The sequence below is a fragment of the Coleofasciculus chthonoplastes PCC 7420 genome (genome assembly GCF_000155555.1).
Classification (GTDB): Bacteria; Cyanobacteriota; Cyanobacteriia; order Cyanobacteriales; family Coleofasciculaceae; genus Coleofasciculus; species Coleofasciculus chthonoplastes_A.
In genome coordinates this window covers 16,463-38,871 of sequence record NZ_DS989859.1, presented here as the reverse complement: position 1 = coordinate 38,871, position 22,409 = coordinate 16,463, and the positions used below count along the sequence as shown (strand labels likewise).

The following is a 22,409-nucleotide window of genomic DNA, read 5'->3' as shown; positions in this document are numbered from 1 at the left end:
ATGCATACGTGGCACTGGCAAACGTGGGACAACTTACCGTATCTAACCTGTAGCCTTCTCAAACCTTGGCATCACGGCTTCTTCACCTCAGCCTTTTCCCCTCGTACCCCTGACCAAATTGTAGAAGCCCTACAGCCTGAAGCGAATGTTTATCGGGTGCGCCAAGTTCATGGGAATACTGTCCTCACCCCCTCTGAAATTGTTGGTTCAGTCAGTCAAACGGAGACTCAGACGCCGGAAAAACCTGCGGCTGATGGTATCTTCACTGAACACCCCCAGGAAGCTGTCTGGGTTTGCACGGCTGACTGTACGCCTGTGCTGATTGGCGATGAACAAACGGGACGAGTCGCGGCTATTCATGCGGGATGGCGAGGAACGGCGGCTCGAATTGTGCCAAATACGATCGCACGATTCCTAGAAACTGGTAGCCGCCTAGACAATCTGAGGGTTGCCATGGGACCTGCGATCGCGCCAGAAGTGTATCAAGTTTCGGAAACCGTCGCCATAGAAGTCGGTTCTAGCATTATCTCTACAGATAAAACAGATACTTCTGAATCGATTTTGGCTGAATTACAGCAGCTTCCCCATTCCCCAATTTTTGAAGATCCCCATCCAGGGCGAGTACGTTTAGATGTACGGCGGGTGAACGCGATACAACTCGAACAACTCGGCTTACAGGATGAACAAGTCGCGATCGCGCCTCACTGTACCTATCAGCAACCGGAGTATTTCTTCTCCTATCGTCGCACTCAGCAAAAAAAGGTGCAGTGGTCAGGAATTGTCAGTAGATAAAATTGTAGGGGCGCATAGACGTGCGCCCTTACTGGAAAAAACCAATGACCAATGACCAATGACCAATGACCAATGACCAATAATTACATGTCCGACGCTGTCGTTTGACCAATGAACGGTGACAGGTAAGCCACTAACGCCCCTAGCGCAAACGCCAATACATTCCGGAATAAAGGCAACCATTCAGCCGTCCGAGTGACAACTGGACCAATTCCGAAAGCAATGAAGAGAATACCCCACAAGGGAGAAAAGATTAATGCCCATTGCCAAGCCACAAGCTGTCCATCTTTGCGCGGAATCGCGGCAAATCCCAAAACTACACCACCCACCAAAGAGGTAATCAGGGTGAGAATCCACTGCTCTTGAGGCAAGCCCGGAACAACGTTACATCCACCCTTATTTAGGCAAGTTTTAACCGTATCTAACGCTTGGACAATTGCCTGGTTTTCCCCATTGTCACGCACAAAGTAGAGGTTGCCAAAGCGTGTCTGTAACTCTACCCAAAAGGTACGGGGTAGAAATTGATATAAATCGTCGCCCACATTAAAGCCCAACAGATTACCGCCGCGTGGGTCAGCAATCAGTAAAACACTTTTATCATTGAGTCCCCAGTAATCGCGAACAGCTAAACCGGGTGTACGGTCATATTGGGTGAGTACCCGCAGCTTCCAGCCTGTTTGTGCCTCAAAGGTTTCTATGTCTTGAATTAAGGCTTCTTCCTGAAGCTGGGGGAGCAGGTTCGCCAAGTCAATAATCGGTGTCTGGGTTTCCGGGAGTAGATCGGGGTTGTTATAAGCCTGGGCAGATGGTGCGATCGCCCAAACAGAGCCAGCCAGACAAAACGCCACCAAGATTACCAAAAATCGTTTAAAAAGATCCAGCATTGCGATACACAAAACAATGGACAGGGGTGAGATATCTTAAACGGGAGATAAGATCAGGTTAAGGTAAAGATTTCTTTACACTTGTTTACTTTACTCTAATATTTGGGATTTGTCATTTGTCATTCGTCATACTCAAGGGAGCGAGAAGCAAGCTACGTCATTTGTGATAATTGAACGGTTAGGTCAGGGCGGGTTTAGTTATATCAGGGTGAAAACGAAATGTTAGTGGTAAAACCCGCCCCTACATAAAGATCTTTCATCGGAATGTCTCAGCTTCCCCAGCTCCCCCAGCTCCCCCAGCTCCCTATCTCACCCATCGTCCCCTTGCCGAGAAACAGGAGCATTATCCTGAATCTCCTCATATCTCTCATATTCTTGTTCAACCGTATCCGGATCTGTATCCTGTTGTTGCAAATCAAGAGCTTTGCGCTCAGAGGGGGGTAAACGATCAAGGGAACGACGACTCGCTCCAGGGTTTCTCCAGGTTTTCCAAGCCGCTTTAACACCCGCAACAACGCTACGACTGCCGACTTGGGCTTTTTTCGCCTGATTTTTCGCACCTTTGATACTTTGATCAACTTGCTGCACGACTTGACCCGCGCTTTTAACGCCTTCATTCATATCGTTGCTCAAGTCACTAATTTCTAAACCCGTCAGACGAATCGACTCTAAAGTAGGCGGCAATTCTCGCCGCAGCGTATCTGCCAACTTTTCCACACTACGGGCTGCTCGTGCTAATTCTTGCAGCGCGGGTAATGCTGCCACTAAAACAGCCGTTAAGCTAACTGCGACTAATAAAATAGAGAGCCCGAGCCAAAATAGAGGATCAATCACCGACCGGTTGCCTACACTTGATGATCAGAAACGGACGCGGGTGATTCACTCGCCACGTCCGATTGAGTCGAGTTTAGTTCGTCTCGTGTCCTGGCGGAAGCCTCTTGTCCCGCCGCGATCGCATCTCGCAGTCGGGTCAAGGTTCCATCCCAGTTGCGTAGGGCTGATTCGGAAAGGCGATCGGCTTGTAGTTGTACAGTCGTTGATAGATCTTCGGCTAAATCCGGTAAGGCATCTGTAGATTTTTTCAACAACCGTCGCGTATCCCGCCCTGAACGTGGGGCAATCAGCAATCCGGTGAGGGTGCCAATGACACCCCCCACAACTAAACCCCCAATAAATACTCCAGCACTCTTTTTTGACATCGTTTGCTTTCTATCCTTACACCAATTTTAGGCAGACTTGCTCAGAGAATTTGATGAGAAATATCTGTAATCGTCTGCTCAAGAACGCAGATGGCAGCTCGCTTGTGTTCTTGATAGCTCCCTTTTAACTTGACACTCCCCGTGCTAAAGCAACGGAGATTCTTGGTTCTTTGACTTGCCGTTAGACGACAGGATTGCTCCAACCGCCCAAGAGGGCAAGTCTCCCCAAGCGTAAGTTCCGGTATGTCCTACCGTACTTAATCCTTTTTGCAGGATGTTTAGACTGGCGGCAATGTCCCTGTCTTCAACGTACCCACAGTTGCCACAGACATGTGTTCGTTGGGACAGGGACTTTTTGACCCGATCATGGCACTTTGGGCAATCTTGGGAGGTGTAGTGAGGTGGAACGGCTACCGTCACTTTCCCGTACTTATGCCCAAAGTATTCCAGCCATTGCCGGAACATAGACCAACCAGCGTCAGAGATCGACTTAGACAAGTGGCGATTCTTTACCAACCCTTTCACATTCAAGTCTTCATAGGCTACCAAATCGTTAGACTGGATCACGGAGTACGCTACTCGCTTGCAATACTCTTTTCGCTGCCTACTTACTCTTAAATGCTTCCGTGCATATCGCTTTCTTGCCTTATGATAGTTTCTGGACTGCGGTTTTGCTCCCTTGCGGTACTTCTTTGACTTCTTGCGATTAGCTCGATTGAGTTGTCTTTCCGATTTGCGGTAAAACTTGGGTGACTCCTCTGTGTGACCGTTGGAATCAGCCAGGAAGCCTTGTAGAGACGCGCCATGGCGCGTCTCTACCTTCCGGCAATTTTCATAGAAACGGCTGATAGCAGTCCAAGCACGTTCAGCCGATGCTTGACGCGCCTGAGAGTTGAGTTCAGAGGCAAAGCTAAACTCTTTCGCCAATACACTGCAATATTTGTTGAGGTCGTATTTGCTGGCACCTTCGTTGTCCATCCAGTATCGTAAGCATTTGTTTCGGACAAACTGAGAAGTCTGAATCGCCTCATCAATGGCTGCGTATTGAGTTGGTTTGGCTTTTACCTTGAACTCAAAAACTATCATAATCTTGTTTTTGCTTAGGCTGGTTATTATAGCATAAAAACAGAAAATTGTACTAGACTCACAACTAAAATTGCTTGGCTAGACGACTCGCTCGGTTTCATCCCCCCTTTGAAACACAGGGGTTTTCACCTTCGCTACGCTATATATGGAGGGCAATTGGCTTGACTTCTCCTGGGCATAAATGACCGAGGATTCTAAAAGGATACTCCGGAACGGGTAAGGTTCAGAGTTGGGAGCGTTCGGCAGGCGATCGCTTTCCCCGACGGCGTCGCCTAGACTGATAGGTCTTTTGAATAAAGCCCAACACCATCAAGACTCGCTGTACTCGTTGTAACTGAAACTCTAACTGTTGATAGCGTTTTTTTAAGCCGTGGACACCGATCTGCCCTTTAGAGATAGCTTGGGGAGCGCCATGTAAAACCCTATATGTACTTTGTTCAGCCCTGGCTACAATGTCAGCCGCTGCCCCTAGCACCCGTCGTAGTCTCCAAATCCGCCACGCTATATAAAAACCTAACAGCGATATCAGCAGATTGAAGATGACAACAACGGTTACCATGTTTTGGGATTGGGGAAGGAACGGATCGGCTCAATATCAAACAGATGCAAAATCGATTAACTCTAGGCTATTAACCGTTTCACGCTCTACCCAAATCTATATAGTAATAGAATCAGCTATTAGGAATGCCAGGAGGCGGACTTGAACCGCCGACACGGGGATTTTCAGTCCCCTGCTCTACCGACTGAGCTATCCCGGCTTGTTATCCCTTGCGCTTAACTAAGGTAGCAAACTTAACAAGATTTTGGCAAGCCTGATCAGCAATAAATGTGATTTAGTCTACCTCTTGTTGGGTCGTTTAATATTTGCCAAACCTTAATTATATACTAATGGCTTACATTAAGCAACTCGATTTACCCATATCTGAAATCTCCTAGAGCGCTAGTCCAGGTACAGCAGTAGACACATCGATTAGGACTTTCGGCACCATTGTTCCAGACGCGCCATGGCGCGTCTCTACATAAATGATGTGTCCTAACTAACTGATTCCCGTTAAACGCCGATTATAGGTATTCATAAAATTCGTAAAAATCTGGTTGAGTTGTCCTGTGCAGCAATCAGTCTGGGTCATAACCTGGGAAGAGTTGGCAAAGGGTGAAAAAATCTTCCCGATCGCATCTTGATTGAGGGTAGGGAAACGGATGGCAATCTTCTGGTTACTCACACTTAACACTTGGAACCAAGTGGTTAAGCTGGGTGGGAGTTGAGTACTCAGGCGTAAGGATAAGCTGGGAGTGGAAAGCGATTGGGCGTAAGCTGGTGTCAAAAAGGGTTGATAACGTTGGGCTTCAGGCGTTAGCTGTTTAATGAAGGCTAAACTCACGCCTCGAAATAGCCGACGCAGGGGTTCTGCATCTTTATCCGTTAGTTCCGGCACCAAGGTACTGCTGGTTACAGCTTCATTGAGAGTTGCGCGATCGGTGACACTTAAATGAGTCCCCCCTAGCGCCACCAGCAGATACTTGAGTCCACCTAACTGATCAAAGGCGCGAAGTTGGTGTTCCAGAGAGGGGGTAATCGCGTCATTGGTTCCCGTTAAGAGCAAGGTGGGAATTTTTACCTCCGCTAGACCCGAACTGCCAAATAAATGTCCAGTAACGGCGTTGAGCGCCATTACCTGAACCACCCGCTGATCGCGTAACTGTACATTGTCTTCCTGTAAGTCTGTGGCAGAACATTGAAACCAGTCAGCGGGTGAGCGTTCTAGAGGACTACGCTGTTGACAAAACTCTCGTAATTCCTCTAGGTCAAGTTGTCCTCCGGCTAAGGCTAAAGCGGTGTAGCCGCCTAGGGAATGACCGATAACGGTAACTTGCTCCGTATTCAATTTGCCCCGTAACGATCCATAGCCTCGATTAATTTTCGCCAGCCGATCCAAAACAAAGCTAACATCCTGAGGACGGTCGATAAACTCCGATGGGGGTAACACCTCTCCAATGTTACTCCTGAGAGAAACCCCACTGAGCCAGCTAAAATTACTGCCGGGATGTTCTATTGCCACAACAGTTAAACCATTAGACGCGAGATGACGCGCTAAGTAGGTTAAAAATTTGCGGTCAGAGCCAAAGCCGTGGGAGAGGACAACCAAAGGTCCTGACGTATTGCCCACCCAGTAAACATCCACGGGAATAGCCCGATCGCGATCGCGATCACGTAGCCTCAGGGTACGTTCCCGGACATATTGATAACCGGTCACCGTTGGGTCAAAGTCAGCCGTAAACTCTGGGGTATCCGCCATAGTGAGTTCCTGTTCCAGGATCGGATTAACCACTTGAGATTGTAAGTAAGGCAGATTCATTTGCAGCACAATCGCGATCGCGGATGAGGCATTGATCGTGACGGTCTCTTCGGGGTAAGCTCTTAAAAAACTTAGCACCGACAATCCATTGGCTTGGCGTGCCGCTAAAAATAGAGCTGCTTTTAACTGATCAAGACTGCTATCCGGGAGTACCCTACCAATTTGATCCAGTAAGCGGGCGCCATCGGTGGACAGCAGCAAATCATTGATAAATTTCTCAGCCAGATTGGGGTCGAGTTGCAGGCGTCTGTTGAGTACCTGCTGAACTTGGGGGGTGAGTAAGGAACGGTAGGGTGTGAGAGTTGGCGGTAGCTGACCCGTCTGCGCCCATTCTTCTAGATCCGCGATTTCCACCGATTGCTGAAACGGTCCTAATTGCAGGGTGACTCGTTCCGCCGCATTCAGGGGAGTGGCGATTCCCCAAGAAAGGGCTACGCCGAATAAAAAAATGTGGTGTTTAAGTTTTTGGATTAGCCATCTGGACTTCACTCCTTTTCTAGATTGAGTACGCCGAGAGTCCTTGCGATCAAATCGATTCACTTGAAACGTCATTGGGGTGTATGAAAAAAGACATAGAGTTCCCATTAAAGCGACCCAACACCGTCTATATAAGTTTCCCTGACATGGTTATTGCTACCGCAAAGAAATACATACAGGGTACGGGTTGAGCAATCCTATCTTCATTCATTGTGAACGAATAGCATCAGTCTTCTAGTTCATCTAAAGATAGGATTTTGGCGTAATCTTGACTTAATTTATTTTTAGACTCGGGGAAGAATACTTATCCTTAGAGGTAAGACATTGATGTCACCCCCCATAAGATAGAAACTCTATTTTGGGAATCAAAGGGTCTTGTACAATCCCGACCCCATGAAATCCCCAGCGTTGGAGTAGTCCTTTTAACTGGGTTCCGGAAACCGACTCAACGGCAAAGCGATCGCTTAGATCAGCCGCATGGCTATTCAGATAGCTGAGGGCTTCAAACCGTTCGCGAAACATCAATAAGTAACCTGCCCCCATCTCACGATCCCTAGCATTAGGCTGGGCGACGAGATAGCGACCGTCAACTCTGGAAAGAATTAAGTAATAGATTTGGCTAAACATTTTGATTGGTCATTGGTCATTCGTCTTATGTCATTTGTCATTTGTCATTTGTCATTCGTCATTTCTTCTGTAGGGGCGGGTTTCACGACTATCCTGTTTTTCTCTACCCAGATGGGGCTAAACTCGCCCCTAAACCTACCCCTAAATGAATTATTTGAGATTTTCTAGGCGAATGCGCGGGTCAACAAATTTGAGCAGCAAATCAGCCAGTAAGTTACCGACAATCAGCATCACCGCCGCCATCATCAAGGCTGCCATCACCAGATAGGTATCTTTAGCTGTGACCGCTTGTAATGTCAATCGCCCTAAACCGGGCCAATTAAAGAAAAATTCAGCAATAAACGCACCACTTAACAAACTAGCAAATTCAAAACCCAGGATGGTGATTAGGGGATTAATGGCATTCCGTAAGGCATGGACATAGATGACCCGATTTTCTGGAAGTCCCTTGGCACGGGCTGTTTGGATATAATCTTGCCGCAAAACATCCAACATTGCCCCGCGTGTAATTCGTTGAAGTCCGGCAAAACTGGTGATCGAGAGGGCAAGGGTTGGTAAAATCATGTGCCATCCAATATCCAGGACTTTACCAATGGGTGACAAATCGGCATGATTAATACTGGTCATGCCACCCACAGGAAACAGCGGTGAGGTGTATTGGGCGATAATTAGCAGCACTAAGGCAGTGATAAAGCTGGGAAAACCCTGACCGGTATAACTAATCACCTGTAAAGCGCGATCGGTAAAGCGGCTTTGCTTGACAGCGGCAATAATTCCTAGCGGAATCGCGATCGCCCAAGTGACGATAATCGAGGAAATGGCAAGCAGTAAGGTGGCAGGGATACGTTCCCAGAGTAGAGACGATACGGAACGAAAATAAACAAAACTCTCACCAAAATCTCCTTGAGTCACCACTCGCACCAGCCAGCGCCAATATTGCTTGTAGGCAGGTTGATCCAAGCCAAATTGCTGTCGGAGTTCCTCAATTCGTTCCGGGGAAATCTTGGGATTTTGCCGCAGGGTGTCCAAGTAATTGCCTGGTGACAATTGAATGATGGCAAAACTGAGGGCAGATGCCAGAAATAAGGTTAATAAGGCTTGCAGGAGACGTTTGACGATGTAGAGAAACGTCTCACTGGTGACAATCCGTAGAAACCCCGTCCATGCCTCATCTAAGCCCTGACGAGTTGAAGAATCCTGTGTTGAAGAAGTCATTCGTCCTTTGTCTTAACTAAAGAAGATAAGCTGTCATGCATTTAAATTGGGAATGGGTAGCGAGCAAGATGCTCGCACTACAAGGATTTCGCCCTTATTGATATTAAGGTTTAAATGCCGAACAGCTTACCCAATCACCAAGGTCTAATACTCAACCAAGGTAACAATCGGCGCATCAGGCAACTTCTGACGCCCCTGTAAATCCCTTAGTTCGATGATAAAACTAAAGCCCACCAGTTCACAGCCAATTTTTTGCACCAGCTTGGCAGTAGCGGCGGCGGTACCTCCGGTGGCGATTAAATCATCGGCAATCAGAATACGACAACCGGAATCAAAGGCATCTTGATGAACTTCTAAGCAATCCATACCATATTCGAGTTCATACTCAATGGTATGCACAGCAGATGGGAGTTTACCCGGTTTACGCACAGGGATAAACCCAGCGCCGAGTTGATAGGCGAGGGGAGGACCAAAAATAAAGCCACGGGATTCGATACCGACAACATAATCTGGCGTGAGTCCCGCCTGTTTACAGGTTTGAGCCAGAAGGTCAACAGTGTAGCGTAGTCCCTCTGGGTGGCGCAGCAGGGGGGTGATATCCCGAAATACGATTCCAGGTTTGGGAAAATCGGGGATATCCCGAATCAGCGACTTTAAATCCATAGGTAGATAAGCTTCTTGAGCAAAGGGTTTAACAATTGAATCAAGGAAGGAGACCGATTGTGAGTTATTGTGCCATGATCGCATCGGAAAGGGTGGGTCAGTGAGTTGCCATTGGCTACCAGCCAAATCGTACACTAGAAGTTCAGAGGTTGAACGATGAGGAGATAAGCTATTCCGGACACTGTCTAGCCAATACCCATAATTCTGGGCGGCGATCCAATCCAGCCACCATTCAATGATGACAATTGCTCAATTTTGGTCAACGGCACAAATGCTGAGATAAAAAAGTCAGGTATTCCACATAATCTCTAATTTAATTGGAAATTATTTCTGTATAGAAGACAAGTTCAACTACAATCGCTACTTAGATTCAGTCAGGAACCCCACAGCTACAAGCTGGGGGCTTGGAATTTAGCCCATACCTGACCAGAAGACCAGAGTAATCTGGTAGCCGTTATGGGGAAGCGTTAAAGTTCCGACCTACGGGTGCGTGCCAGCCTGTAGCTCTCGAAATCCAGCATTAAACAGGTGTACAAGGGTTAAGCCAGTGTGTTGGATAAAGTACCGCCCAATAACCACTTCGAGGCAAACTTTACCCTGGAAACAGGAGATAATCAACTCATGTTTGTTCTAGTTGTAGACAAAAACAGAAAACCTCTCAACCCATGTCATCCGGCACGGGCAAGGAAGTTTCTCAAAGAAGGAAAAGCCGTCGTACTGCGACGCTATCCATTTACCATCATGCTCAAAAATGTGGAGGAGGATTGTGATAATCAACAAGAGTATCGACTCAAGTTAGATCCTGGTAGCAGGACAACGGGTATTTCTATCCTCAAGGACAACACAATAATTTGGGCAGCCGAATTAAATCATCGCGGCTACTCAATTAAACAGTCCCTAGAGTCTCGCCGCGCCCTACGGCGAGGGAGACGGAATCGACATACCCGTTATCGTAAGCCCCGATTCAACAATCGTAATCGCGCCGATGGTTGGCTGGCTCCTAGTCTTCAGCATCGAGTAGACACCACTCTGACATGGGTTAATCGATTGAGACGTTTTTGCCCAATTACCGCCATATCAATGGAGTTGGTTAACTTTGACACTCAACTAATACAAAACCCAGAAATATCTGGCATAGAGTATCAACAGGGTGAACTAGCTGGGTACGAGGTGCGGCAATATCTCTTAACCAAATGGGGGCGGCAATGTGTTTACTGTGGCATTGAAGGTGTCTCCCTGCAGGTCGAACATATTCATCCCAAATCTAAGGGAGGGAGTAACCGAGTTAGCAATCTTACTTTGTCTTGTGTTAAGTGCAATCAGAGAAAGGGAAACAAGCCTATTGAACAATTCCTTTCTCGTAAGCCTGACCTGCTTAAAAAGGTTTTATCGCTAGGAAAGTGTCCCCTCAAGGACGCAGCAGCAGTTAACTCAACCCGATGGACGCTGTATCGGGCTTTGTCTGAAACAGGTCTACCTGTAGAAACCGGAACTGGTGGTAGGACAAAGTTTAACCGAACCCGTCAAGAGTTACCCAAAACTCATTGGCTGGATGCTGCCTGTGTCGGTCAATCAACCCCAGACAAATTACAGGTGTTGATAGATAAGCCGCTAATCATCACTGCTACAGGTCATGGTACTCGGAAGGTGTGTCGCACTGACAAGTACGGCTTTCCTGTACGTTATGTCCCTAGGAGCAAATTTGTTCATGGTTTTCAGACTGGTGATATCGTCAAAGCGATTGTCACTAAAGGCAAAAAGATAGGAACTTACATGGGTCGTATTGCTGTACGAACTACAGGTAGTTTCAACATTGCAACACCCAATGGCTTAGTCCAAGGCATTAGCCACAAATATTGCAGTCGTGTACAAGGGAAGGATGGATACCAATACACTTTCTCTCGGAAGTCCTGTCGGACTGCTGTTTATGTAAGGGGACGAATTCCTCCCCATACATAAATGACAGGGGTTTCCATTCGTTCCCTTACCAACCCCAATTTTCAATGATTCTTTCTGTAAGCGTAATGCCGACAAACAGTCCTGCTGCTCCATCCCATCCCGTCATTTTAGATAATTTACTCGATCCAGATATCTCAGATCGGGGATGTCCGTCACGAACTCGGCAGCAGATTGACCTGATTTTACTTGCCATTGAAGCGCTGGAACTGGGCGGTTCTGAGGCGATGCTGCTGGTAGCCAAACAGCTAGAACTTGAGGACATTATTAACAATCGGGTGGTTCTTTGGCGTCTACGCTGCACTAATCCCTTGCGACGCTCTCACACGCGCCGTCCCCTGAATCTAGAAGAAGCCAAAGCATTAGTGATTATAGCTAGTTATCTGGCTCGCCGGATGACGGTTGTGATCCGACAACTGCTTCTGGCTTACGAACAACTGAGTCAAAAGCAGGTTCCCATCGAACAACATTTTCGCTTGTCCTCCTATCTAGAGCGGTTCCGGGCGCATTTCCGCAGCCGGATGAACCCACGACGAGCAAAAGTTTCTGTCTACAATACCGATGAAAAGTTAAATGAGCTAGCATTGTCGCTGTTAGCGCAGTTGCTGTTTTGTACAGGAACCTCTGGTATGCAGCGATTTTGGATCAGTTTGTTTGATGGAGAAGTTGGATGAACGATCCGAACCAAAGTTGAGAGCGTCCGTAGCTATAATAGTGGATTCCATAAGGAAAAAACGATGACAATTCGACGCCAGTACAGTTTGCCCAACTGTACGCTGATCCTAGAGGGATTAAGTGATACAAACTCCGCAGGGGGAGATCAGCTCGATGCTCGTCCCCTAATGACGATTCTGGTTAACGCAGAATGCCGTTTTATGGGTCAGCCGCAACCCATTAGCGGCGGACGAGATTTTTTTGAGAGCTTAGTTCAGTCGGTTAGTCGCTATGCTCAAGAATTTTTGAGTCATATCCCTCACCCCCAACTTGATGGCGCTAAACCGCCTTTAGTGCATTTACAATCACTTCCGGATAAAAACTTGCACCGTTTAAGGGTGGGGCAACCTGCAGAGGCACTTTCGGGTGTTCCCTCTGATTCCCATAGCGCATCCGGGACTTCTGCGGGAGGGATAGATGGCAAAAATCCTGTACAGCTTGATTTAACCACGGTACAGCTATTTGATTTAGTTGAGGCGATCGATCAGTTCCTCGCGGATCAGCACACCTTGCCTGATCTGGCTGTACCCTTACAACCGATTTCCCGACGGTATCGCCAAGCTGACAAATCCGTCGCCCAAAGAAGCGCACCTGCTGCGATCGGGGTGACGAGTTTAGCTGTCGCAGCGTTGGCATTGTTCTTGGTTCCTGTTCCAGAAGTGCGTCCGCCCAAGCCAGCCTCTGAGTCGGAGGTTACGGAAACAACCTCCCCAACCCCGGATAGCCCCGATCAGGTGACGCCAACTCCCACCTCAAGTCCCCCTTCGGCGGCTGAACTGGAAAACGAATTAACCTCCAGTCGAGAGATTACCAATCCAACGGAGTTGAGTTATTTGAAGCGTTATCTGTACAGAGAACTTGATCAAAAATGGGATAACCGGGAAGGGTTAAGTCAGAATTTAGAGTATCAGGTTACGGTTGGCGGAGACGGAGATATTTTGGGTTATAAGCCGATTGAGGATACGCCTATTGATAGTGCAGAAAACACGCCTTTACCGGAGTTGAGCTATATTCCGACAGAAGGCGGTACAGCAACTCGCGAAACCTTTGCTTTATTCCGGGTGGTATTTACCCCAGGTGGTGTGTTGCAAATCAGTCCTTGGCAAGGCTATCAGGAAGAACCTGGTTTAGGACCAGAAATCACGGATCGGACGTCACTGAGACGGTTAAATAATCAACTCTACAACACGTTAGACGAACGGTGGGAAGGAACACCGTTATCACGAAGACCATTAAATTACCGAGTGGCTGTCACTGACGATGGCACGATCGCGGACTACGAACCCACCAATCAACCCGCTTGGGATTATGTAGCGGAAACACCGTTGGCAGAATTAGCTGACCCAGAAGCGGCTGGTATTGGCAGTGGGGAAACCGGATTTGTTCCTGACCAACCCTTAGCTCAGTTTCAGGTGGTGTTTAAGCCGAATGGTGTGCTGGAAGTTAGTCCCTTACGGGGATTCTGATGAGATGAGGGAGTTATCAGTTATCAGTGAGCAGTTATCAGTTATCAGGAACAGGGGGAGATGGGGAAGAATTTTCGTTAATTTGTGCAAGTCGTCCCTGTAATGGTTGAAGATAGGTCGTAGGGTGGGCATTGCCCACCAGCCTTAAATCAAGCTGGGCGGTTTAAACCGCAGCTACTAAACCCGCCTTCGCGGGTTATAACAATTAGGGTCTGCTGAATAAGTCTTGTAGTGGGTTAGGGAGCAGGGGAAGCCGGGGAAGCCGGGGGAGCAGGGGGAGCAATGATACATTTTACCTGATAGCGGTGCAAGGGTATGAAAGGGTTTTACCTTATGTTCTTGAAGGTCTCTACGGCTAACGGCTATTACTACACTGATGCTCTAGTCTTATCCCGGTTTTCTGTTCCCTGGTTCTTTTTATTTGTTCTTCCTCTGGCTCCTTTTTTACGATTCTTATCTCCAAAACTATCATGAAGCAACGTATAAAAACAGGGGATAATAAATAGGGTTAATCCCGTTGCTAGTGACAATCCCGAAAATACTACCACACCTAACGGTTGTAAAAACTCTGACCCTTTGCCAATTCCTAATGCTAAAGGAAACAATCCTAAAACTGTGGTAATAGTGGTCATCAAAATGGGTCGTAACCGTTGCGGTGCGGCTTGTAAAATGGCGGTTTTGCGGTCAACCTTTTCCCGGTAATAAATTTGATTGGCAAACTCCACCATTACGATCGCGTTATTCACCACAATCCCTACCAGCAGTACCGCCCCCACTAGAACCGTTGCACCCATGGCGGTTTGGGTGACATAGAGTCCCAAAATTCCTCCAGCTAAGGCGAGGGGTACAGTGAGCATAATCACTAAGGGGTCAATTAGGGAATTATACTGTACCGCCATCACCACAAACACCATAAATGCGGCTAATCCTCCCAGTATCTTCAGGGAATTTTGGAGTTGTTGATTGGTTTCACTGGCGGAACTGGGTAAAATAGAAACCCCCTCCGGTAAATCTAATTCAGCTAATACCGCATTGGTTTCCGCTAACGCCTCACTCAAGGTTGCACCTTCATTCAATGTCCCCGCAATTAAGAACACCTGACGCTGATTAATCCGCTGAATTTCACCCGGCGCTTGTCCTTGATCAATTGCGGCGACATCACCCAATTTTATTTGGCGATTATTAGTCGTAAATAGGGGTAACTCTTTGATCTGAGACACACGCTGAATCGCCGCTTGATCAAGCTGTACCCGCACATCCACTAAGCGATCGCCCCGTTGTAACTGTGTCGATACCGAACCTGCGATCGCGGTTTGGATGGTATCACCAATTTCCTGTGCAGTTAAACCCAATTGGGCGACTCGTTCCCAGTCGGGACGAATCTGAATTTCGGGTTGGCGATCATCTGCATCCGGGCGAAATTGGGCTAAGGTTGCACGTTCATCTAACGCTTTTAAGACTTGACGCCCTGCGGCTTCTAATTGCTGCGTGTTGGTTCCTTGTAAGCCAATATCTAAATCCGCCCCACGAACCGGGGAATTACTTAAAATAATCCCCCGTACTTCACCCGGGCTGAGGCGCAGACGAGTTTGGACTAAATTTAAGGTCTGCAATTCTTGATTGACTCGTCCAATAAATGTCTCGACATTACTATCCGATTTCAGCGCAATTGTACTTGTCCCCCGTAACAGGTTTTCTGAAGTATTTCCCCCAAACAAAAACCCGCCGGATGTGGTAAACGCATACTCAGTTTCTGGCTGCGCCAAGAGAATATCATCCACCGCCATCATCACTTGGCGATTTTGTTCTAGGGTAGTTCCTGGTGGAAATTGGGCAAACATCCGGGCTTGTCCGGTATCAATTCGGGGCAGAATTTCTTGGGGAATTTGACTGGCTAGGGCTAAACTTCCGCCGCCCAAAATTAACACAGCCAGGGCGATAACTAAAATACGATACCGCAGCACCCGTGCTAGAAACCCTTGGTAACTCCGAGTTGCGGCTGCAAAGCGACGATTAAAAGTTTGTAATAGCCAAAATCGATTTAAACCACTGGATCGAGGAATGGCTAATAGGCGAGAAGACAGCATGGGGACTACTGTCAACGCCACCACTAACGACGCAGCGACAGCAAAGCTAATCGTTAAAATTAATTCGCTAAACAGGAGGGAGAAAAAGCCACCAATGAGTAAAAAAGGGAGAACAGCGACTAAGTTGGTACTGGTGGACGCAATTAGCGCTGATTCTACCTCTTGGGAACACTGTTCGGCTTGAGAAATGATGGATTGAGACGGGGCGAGTTGAGTTCCGTTATCGGTTTTGTCCGCAACCTTATCGGTTAAATCCGTCCCTACACTTGGATTATCAGATACACCCGCTGCGATCGTTTCTAGCATAACGATCGCGTTATCCACGACAATCCCCACACCTAACGCCAATCCCCCTAAACTAAACACATTTAGGGATAAGCCAAATAATTTCATTAAAATCACAGCGGCTAGGGTGGCGAGAGGAATGGCGATGACAATAATTAAAGTTTGCCGCAATGAACCCAAAAACAATAGCACTGCAAATGCAGCTAAGGTTGCTCCAATTAACCCCGCACTGGTTACATTTGCAATAGAATTTTGGATAAAAATAGATTCATCCAACGTCGCGACTAATTCAATATCGTCGGTAATTAAACCGGATTGTCGCAACTGTTCAATGCGTTTTTTGACCCCATTGACAACTTCAATTGTATTCGCATCCGGTTGTTTCTGAATACTAACCTTAACCGCTGGTTCTCCATTCAGAAAGACAAATACCCGTCTATCTTCCGTCCCATCAATGACCTCAGCAAAATCCCGTAGATAGACCCGACGAGACAGATTTGTGGCGTCGGCATCGTCTATTTCAAAGGACAAATTCCGCAGTTCTGCCGCATCCTGAAACCGTCCCATGGTTCGCGTCAAAGGTTCCGACTCTTCCCCGCGTAGTCGTCCCCCCGCCACATCTTGATTCCGTTCATCTAAGGCATCTAAGACATCCGTTAATCCTAATCCTAATCGCTGTAAACGATTCGGATCAATCAGCACTCGAACCTCTTCTGTTACCCCGCCAGATACATCCACCGAAGCGACGCCAGGAACCACACTCAGTTCACGGCTAAGTTCTTCATCCGCAAAGACGCGCAAATCTACATCCTTTAAAGATGAAGATTCTAGTGCTAATTCATAAACGGGTAATTGAGACGGATCAAACTTAAATAAACGCGGTTCTTCGATAATTTCGGGTAAATTTGATTGAGCGCGATTATACGCCGCCGTTGCATCATTTAGCGCCTGGTCAATATCACCGCCGGGTCGAAAAAACAGGTCTAAACTAATTCGTCCTTCACGAGTTTGGGAGAAGACTTGGACAACGCCCTCCGTCGCACTTAATCCTTGTTCCAAAGGTTTGGTAATTTCCTCAACCGCTACCTCTGGCGAGATACCGGGCGCTCCTAAACGTAAGCCAATCCGGGGATAGGTAATCGAGGGTAATAAATCGACCTGAATCTGGAGAATAAAGAATATCCCCAGCACAATAACGGCTAGGGTTAAGACTAGGGTACCGATATGGCGGCGAATCGCGATCGCACTAATACTTAATGGGTTAGTTGTCATTTGTCAAAACACTGATTTCACAGATTTATTTAAGAGATTGGGATGGAGAGGTGAGAGGGGAATGATACTGATTTCACGGATTTATTTGAGAGGTTGGGGGTGGAAAGGTGAGAGGGTGTTGACAGGGATTTTACTCAAAGGATGGTTTTCTTTCATTTATTATTAATCGTATCTGGTTAAGTTATAACTCCCTGTTTTCGATACTTAGTCAGCAAAAGTTGTTGATACTTACTTACTGGCTGGTTGATTAGGAGAAACCTCCAACCGATCAACCGACTCAAACCATTGTAGCCATGCTTTTTTCACATCACTGTTAGGCTTATCTGTAGCTGTGCTATGTTGTTGCTTGTACCTCAAAAAGTCGATAAAATCGCTGACTTGGTGTAAGAGTGGCTCCGGCAATTGTTGCAATTTGGCAATGGTGGTTTCGCGAATCGTCATCAGAATTTCCTCGTCCAAAATTTCCCCGTGCTAGTCTTTGACCATTATAGGAGTAGCAACCGTTATTCTGGAGGCGTCAAGCAGCAGCCGTCGGTCAGAATTGGAGGACTTATGGCAGGATTTCAAGGAAATGGGCGAGAGGTTGCCTAGGGTCATCCTACCCCTACTGCTACAATCAAAGCAATCTTGAACAATCTGGGTTATGATAGCCACTCCCCAACAATCGCCCAAAATGAGCTTTGAGGACTATCTCGAATGGGAATCTCAGCAAGAGATTCGCTATGAATATGTCAAGGGTGAAGTCTTTGCCATGACAGGCGGTACGATTCCTCATAACGATATTGCTCTGAATCTTTACACAGCCTTACGTCCTCATCTACGTTCCAGAGGTTGTCGGGTGAATGTCTCAGACGTGAAGGTGCAAGTGAGTCCGAAGAGCATTTACTACTATCCTGATGTTATCGTCAGTTGCGACCCTGAAGACCTTAACGCTCGCAAGTTTATTCAAAACCCTAAACTTATTGTAGAAGTTCTCTCGCCTGGTACAAGTGCTAAGGATAGAGGGGAAAAATTCGCTTACTATTTGACAATTCCCAGTTTGCAAGAGTATATCTTGATTGACTCGGAAACAATCTCTGTCGAACGTTACTCTCGCGGAGAGGGAAGAATGTGGCTTTACTATCCTTATCAGGAGGGAGATACTATCACTCTATCCAGCATTGAATTTGAATTTCCGATTGAATTGCTCTATGAAGGTATCGTCTCGGAAATAGACGAATAAACGCACACCTGATGGACTCTGCTATCTCTTGCCACAGGAGTAGTAACTGTGACGGTTCAGCTATCTAAGCCTGACTTCCACCGACTAACCAGTATCGTTCAAAATTTAGCCGACTTTGCCAATTTACACGAATTCTATTCAAGATATGAGGCATAATCGGTTTGTTACAATCAAGTTAATTCCTATCCTCACATTACCGCTAATGCAAATTATCCTAGAAGTCCCCGATCGCCTGGGTGAAAAACTGCAACAATTGGGCGATTGCCTCCCAGAAGCCCTTGATCGCGCCATTGAGGAACTTACCCGCCCAGAAACCATCTGCTACCAAGATGAACTCCAGATCGTTGAACTGCTTGCCAGTCAACCCAGTCCAGAAGTTATCCTTGCCATCCGTCCAACGCCTGCTTTACAAACCCGCATGAGCGAACTGCTCGATCGCAATAAATCGGGTACACTCTCGCGATCGGAAGAAGCCGAACTTGATCGATACTTGCTCTTAGAACATTGGGTGCGTTTAGCAAAAGCTCATGCTTACAAACACTTACAAACAGCAGCATGAGTTATGTATCAGCAACTCTGCGTCGGCTAGTGACTCAACGCGCCGGAGAGCAATGCGAGTATTGCCGATTTCCCCAAACAGCTTCACTTTTCGCCTTTGAAATGGAACATATCATTGCTGAAAAACATGATGGCATCACTGAAGCTGAAAACCTAGCTTTATCTTGTCCTTACTGCAACCGCTTCAAAGGAACTGACCTCGGTTCACTCGACCCTGAGACACAGCAGCTAACTCCCTTTTTTAATCCCCGTCTTCAGGAATGGTCAGACCACTTCCGGCTGGACGGAGGAACTATCATCCCATTAACTCCAGAAGGGCGCGTAACTGCTAAAATTCTACAATTTAACCTCCCAGAACGTATCCTCGAACGAGAGCAACTCATTACCAGCGGAGAATATCCACCACCTCACCCACAAACGACAGATCAATAAGCTATCTCTCCTCAATCTTGTTCCAAGCCAAAAAGAAACGAAACCTAATTCTAGAATTAGTTTGTTGGGTTTCTAGAAGCGATCGCACTCACAGATGTCCCAGCAAGCAAGCTATAGTTGGCTTATGGGAACGCAGGGTACAAGGTTAATTTGACGGTGAAATTAGACCCGAACACCATCAATGAATTAGTCGAACTTCTCCAACCCTTCATGGAAGATGAGCGCAGCCGCCGCTCGATCCTAATCCTAGCGCTGGGTAATGATGCATCGGTGTTACAGCGCATCACTTGGAATGGTACTGTGACGACATTCATCCCGGAGATGGTGGAAAAGCTAGCGGACTATGGCGAAATTGCACCGGGTAAACCAGCACTTTGGGCATTGTTGGAGTGTGTGCGATCGCACTCTGGTATCGATAGACAACAACGTATCGATAAACTGCGTCCTCGGATTGATTTAGGATGGCATTCTGAGCGAGTAACGGATACGTCTGATATTGATGCTCTCGTGGAAAACGTGCGATCGCGTCTCTATGATGATATCCAATCCTGGTATGGCACAATGCCGCTTTGGGGCGTGGATCATTGGGTACCGTTGGGTGATTTGTTTGTGGATGTCAATATTCTGGAGGAGTTGAGCAGTAGTCGTCGGTCAGAATTGCAGGACTTATGGCAGGATTTTCAGGCAAATCCCGGTTATCGTAGTTTAGATCGCATCGGCTTGGGCAAAGAACGCCAGCGGGTATCAGGATTAGAGGTGCTGGCGAAGAATAGCAACCTGATGGTTGTGGGTAAACCCGGTTCAGGGAAAACAACCTATTTGCAGCGAGTGGTGACGGAATGTAATCAGGGAAATTTACAAGCGTACCGGATTCCTGTATTGATTAAACTGCGAGAGTTTGTAGACGATGGGCGGGAATTTGCCTATTCGCTAAAAAGGTATCTAGAGCAATACTGGCAGTTATCGAATACCGAAACTCAATTAGTTCTGAAGCAAGGTAGAGCGCTAGTTCTGCTGGATGGATTGGATGAGGTGACGGGGGAGGATGGGAAGAACATCACGAAGGAAATCAAGCGTTTTGCTCGTACTTATCCGCAGGTACAGGTAATTGTAACCCGTCGAACACAAAGTCAGGAATCGCGATTTGAGCGGTTTGATTATGTGGAGGTAGCGGATTTTAATGAAGCCCAAGTGCGAGCATTTGCAGAACATTGGTTTAAGGCGATAGTGCGGGATGAGTCGGCGGGATTGGCAAAGGCGCGGGAGTTTCTGGAACAGCTTTTTTTGGAGGAGAATAAGCCGATTCGGGAGTTAGCGATTACGCCGATTTTGCTGAGTTTGACTTGTCTGGTGTTTCACCAGACGGAGAAATTTTACTCGAAGCGTTCCAAGCTTTATCAGGAGGGGTTAGAGTTGCTGCTGGAGAAGTGGGATAAATCGCGGGAGATTGAGCGGGATGAGATTTATCGGGATTTGTCGGTAGAGCGAAAGCTAGAGTTATTGAGCTATTTGGCGGTGAAGAAGTTTGAGCAAGAGCAATATGTGTTGTTTGAGCAGGAGGAGTTAGAGCAGTATATTGCTGAGTTTCTGGACACTGGACAGCGAGATAGTCGGGCGGTATTAAAGGCGATTGAATCACAGCATGGATTGTTAATTAAGCGAAGTCAGACAGTTTGGTCATTTTCACATCTGACATTTCAAGAGTATTTAGTGGCAAAGTGGTTTTATATTCAGAAAGATTTTCAAGGCATAGTGGAAAAGATAACAAATTATCATTGGCGAGAAGTTTTTCTATTGATAGGGGGAATGTTACCCAATGCAGATTGTGTGCTGAAATTGATGAAACAGCAGACTGATGCTCTGTTGCAAGGAGATGAGAAGCTCCAGCGACTTCTTACTTGGATCAATCGAAAAGCTGAATCGGTTGAAGTTTCCTATCCACGCTCTGCGGTGAGAGCCTTCTACTTTGAGAATGAATTAGATGGGGCTTATGCTATTACTGGTCTTGCTTTAATTAGAAGCCTTACCCTGATTCCTAACCTTGCTCCTTATCTGGCTAATTATCGATGGAGACTTGACAGTTTTATAAATGAATTTTTTGGCTTTAATTTAACAGTAAAGCTTAATTTCTCTTTCTTGCCTAAATTAATTTTCGATGCCGCACTGGAGCAGGATCTACAACACCTAAAGGACTTGTTGCCAGATACATCTGGCAGTAATCGGGAAGAATTTGAGCGATGGTGGCAGATCCATGGTTCTATTTGGATAGAGGATCTCAAAAGGGTAATAATTCAACATTATAACTATCACTGTCACTGTGCTGGATTGCAGTTCAGCGAACAACAGAGGGAATTATTGAGACTTTACCATCAAGCCAATTCATTGCTAGTGGAATGCTTGGGTAGTAATTATATGGTTAGCAGTGAGGTGAAGCAGAAATTACAGGAGACGTTGCTATTGCCGATCGCAGAAATCGAAAAACGCAAACAGGAACAAGCATCTGTTCAAACCTCTAGTTCCGAGAGAGTTGTAAAATTAGAGGAAGTGTATCAAAGCGCAACAACCAATTTAACCCCACAAACCTCGACAACAACTATGCCCTCCCCTAAACGTGATCAAGTCTTTATTAGCTATAGTCATAAAGATAAAGTCTGGCTGGAAAAACTCCAGACTATGCTTAAGCCGCTAATCCGAAGTAACAAAATCTCACTTTGGGATGATACCCAAATCAAACCCGGAGCCAAATGGAGAAACGAAATTACCCAAGCTCTCGCCGCCGCGAAAGTTGCTGTATTAATGGTAAGCTCAAATTTCCTGGCATCTGACTTTATTGCTGAACAAGAACTCCCACCTCTCCTCAACGCCGCAGAACAAGAAGGACTAACTATTATTTGGGTCTATTTGAGTGCTTGCTTGTACGAAGAGTCAGAAATTGGAGACTATCAAGCCGCTCATGATACGGCTGAACCCCTGGATACTCTTGAAATTGGAGCGCAAAATCAGGTATGGCGGACAATTGGTCAAGCAATCAAAGCTGCTGCAACGGAAACATCGGCAAACCCTTAGATTGCCCACGGTTGTATTCTGACACCGCATCAGTCGGTCTAAGTCAGGTGT

At 46.8% G+C, this 22,409-nt stretch carries 19 protein-coding genes and 1 tRNA gene; 8 read left to right on the top strand and 12 right to left on the bottom strand.

From position 1 onward, the window contains the following. A complete protein-coding gene (gene pgeF, locus MC7420_RS23725; protein WP_044209330.1) occupies positions 1 to 792 on the top strand; it encodes a peptidoglycan editing factor PgeF in 792 nt (263 codons plus the stop codon). Between the two features lie 83 nt (positions 793 to 875). On the opposite strand, the gene MC7420_RS23720 is transcribed toward pgeF, so the two are convergent. From MC7420_RS23720 to MC7420_RS23675, 10 genes are all read right to left on the bottom strand, one after another. Then, the gene (locus tag MC7420_RS23720) at positions 876 to 1,676 is read right to left on the bottom strand and encodes a TPM domain-containing protein (RefSeq protein WP_006103642.1); all 801 of its coding nucleotides are present in this window, start codon (positions 1,674 to 1,676) and stop codon (positions 876 to 878) included. Between the two features lie 309 nt (positions 1,677 to 1,985). Continuing rightward, positions 1,986 to 2,510, bottom strand: a complete 525-nt coding sequence (locus tag MC7420_RS23715; RefSeq protein ID WP_006103649.1) for a DUF948 domain-containing protein — start codon at positions 2,508 to 2,510, stop codon at positions 1,986 to 1,988. Between the two features lie 11 nt (positions 2,511 to 2,521). After that, on the bottom strand, positions 2,522 to 2,875 hold the full coding sequence (locus tag MC7420_RS23710; protein WP_006103589.1) for a YtxH domain-containing protein: 354 nt from the start codon (positions 2,873 to 2,875) through the stop codon (positions 2,522 to 2,524). 144 nt (positions 2,876 to 3,019) lie between these two features. Further along, positions 3,020 to 3,961 (bottom strand): RNA-guided endonuclease InsQ/TnpB family protein, encoded by a 942-nt coding sequence (locus MC7420_RS23705; RefSeq protein ID WP_006103655.1) that lies wholly within the window; start codon positions 3,959 to 3,961, stop codon positions 3,020 to 3,022. A gap of 223 nt (positions 3,962 to 4,184) precedes the next feature. Continuing rightward, the gene (locus MC7420_RS23700; protein ID WP_044209327.1) at positions 4,185 to 4,520 is read right to left on the bottom strand and encodes a hypothetical protein; all 336 of its coding nucleotides are present in this window, start codon (positions 4,518 to 4,520) and stop codon (positions 4,185 to 4,187) included. A gap of 126 nt (positions 4,521 to 4,646) precedes the next feature. Beyond that, positions 4,647 to 4,719: transfer RNA gene (locus MC7420_RS23695), tRNA-Phe, on the bottom strand. A 279-nt stretch (positions 4,720 to 4,998) separates the two neighbouring features. Further along, positions 4,999 to 6,870: an alpha/beta hydrolase gene (locus MC7420_RS23690; protein ID WP_157453296.1), complete on the bottom strand. Its 1,872-nt coding sequence runs from the start codon at positions 6,868 to 6,870 to the stop codon at positions 4,999 to 5,001. Between the two features lie 255 nt (positions 6,871 to 7,125). Continuing rightward, positions 7,126 to 7,422 (bottom strand): hypothetical protein, encoded by a 297-nt coding sequence (locus MC7420_RS23685; RefSeq protein WP_006103659.1) that lies wholly within the window; start codon positions 7,420 to 7,422, stop codon positions 7,126 to 7,128. Between the two features lie 150 nt (positions 7,423 to 7,572). Continuing rightward, positions 7,573 to 8,637, bottom strand: coding sequence for an ABC transporter permease (locus MC7420_RS23680; protein WP_006103713.1), 1,065 nt, complete (start codon positions 8,635 to 8,637; stop codon positions 7,573 to 7,575). Positions 8,638 to 8,781: 144 nt separating this feature from the next. After that, the gene (locus MC7420_RS23675) at positions 8,782 to 9,300 is read right to left on the bottom strand and encodes an adenine phosphoribosyltransferase (RefSeq protein ID WP_044209416.1); all 519 of its coding nucleotides are present in this window, start codon (positions 9,298 to 9,300) and stop codon (positions 8,782 to 8,784) included. 621 nt (positions 9,301 to 9,921) lie between these two features. Here MC7420_RS23675 and iscB point away from each other — a divergent pair. The 3 genes from iscB to MC7420_RS23660 all read left to right on the top strand — a co-directional run bounded on the left by iscB (position 9,922) and on the right by MC7420_RS23660 (position 13,436). After that, the gene (gene iscB, locus MC7420_RS23670; protein WP_044209413.1) at positions 9,922 to 11,259 is read left to right on the top strand and encodes an RNA-guided endonuclease IscB; all 1,338 of its coding nucleotides are present in this window, start codon (positions 9,922 to 9,924) and stop codon (positions 11,257 to 11,259) included. Positions 11,260 to 11,303: 44 nt separating this feature from the next. Then, positions 11,304 to 11,930 carry a DUF3038 domain-containing protein gene (locus MC7420_RS23665; RefSeq protein WP_044209324.1) on the top strand — a complete coding sequence of 209 codons (627 nt, stop codon included), beginning with the start codon at positions 11,304 to 11,306 and terminating at the stop codon, positions 11,928 to 11,930. A gap of 63 nt (positions 11,931 to 11,993) precedes the next feature. Then, on the top strand, positions 11,994 to 13,436 hold the full coding sequence (locus tag MC7420_RS23660; protein WP_006103663.1) for a DUF4335 domain-containing protein: 1,443 nt from the start codon (positions 11,994 to 11,996) through the stop codon (positions 13,434 to 13,436). A gap of 368 nt (positions 13,437 to 13,804) precedes the next feature. Here the strand turns inward: MC7420_RS23660 and MC7420_RS23655 are convergent, their stop codons facing one another. Then, positions 13,805 to 17,080, bottom strand: a complete 3,276-nt coding sequence (locus MC7420_RS23655) for an efflux RND transporter permease subunit (RefSeq protein ID WP_006103688.1) — start codon at positions 17,078 to 17,080, stop codon at positions 13,805 to 13,807. Positions 17,081 to 17,308: 228 nt separating this feature from the next. Then, positions 17,309 to 17,521 carry a DUF2281 domain-containing protein gene (locus MC7420_RS23650; protein ID WP_006103554.1) on the bottom strand — a complete coding sequence of 71 codons (213 nt, stop codon included), beginning with the start codon at positions 17,519 to 17,521 and terminating at the stop codon, positions 17,309 to 17,311. Between the two features lie 202 nt (positions 17,522 to 17,723). Here MC7420_RS23650 and MC7420_RS23645 point away from each other — a divergent pair, with 202 nt between their 5' ends. The 4 genes from MC7420_RS23645 to MC7420_RS23630 all read left to right on the top strand — a co-directional run bounded on the left by MC7420_RS23645 (position 17,724) and on the right by MC7420_RS23630 (position 22,358). Further along, positions 17,724 to 18,302 carry a Uma2 family endonuclease gene (locus MC7420_RS23645; protein WP_006103533.1) on the top strand — a complete coding sequence of 193 codons (579 nt, stop codon included), beginning with the start codon at positions 17,724 to 17,726 and terminating at the stop codon, positions 18,300 to 18,302. Between the two features lie 115 nt (positions 18,303 to 18,417). Next, the gene (locus MC7420_RS23640) at positions 18,418 to 18,861 is read left to right on the top strand and encodes a hypothetical protein (protein ID WP_232231770.1); all 444 of its coding nucleotides are present in this window, start codon (positions 18,418 to 18,420) and stop codon (positions 18,859 to 18,861) included. Next, positions 18,858 to 19,292 carry an HNH endonuclease gene (locus tag MC7420_RS23635; protein WP_006103709.1) on the top strand — a complete coding sequence of 145 codons (435 nt, stop codon included), beginning with the start codon at positions 18,858 to 18,860 and terminating at the stop codon, positions 19,290 to 19,292. Before MC7420_RS23640 ends, MC7420_RS23635 begins: the two co-directional genes overlap by 4 nt. Before the next feature lie 156 nt (positions 19,293 to 19,448). Continuing rightward, positions 19,449 to 22,358 (top strand): NACHT C-terminal helical domain 2-containing protein, encoded by a 2,910-nt coding sequence (locus tag MC7420_RS23630; RefSeq protein WP_052307542.1) that lies wholly within the window; start codon positions 19,449 to 19,451, stop codon positions 22,356 to 22,358. Positions 22,359 to 22,409 lie beyond the last annotated feature (51 nt).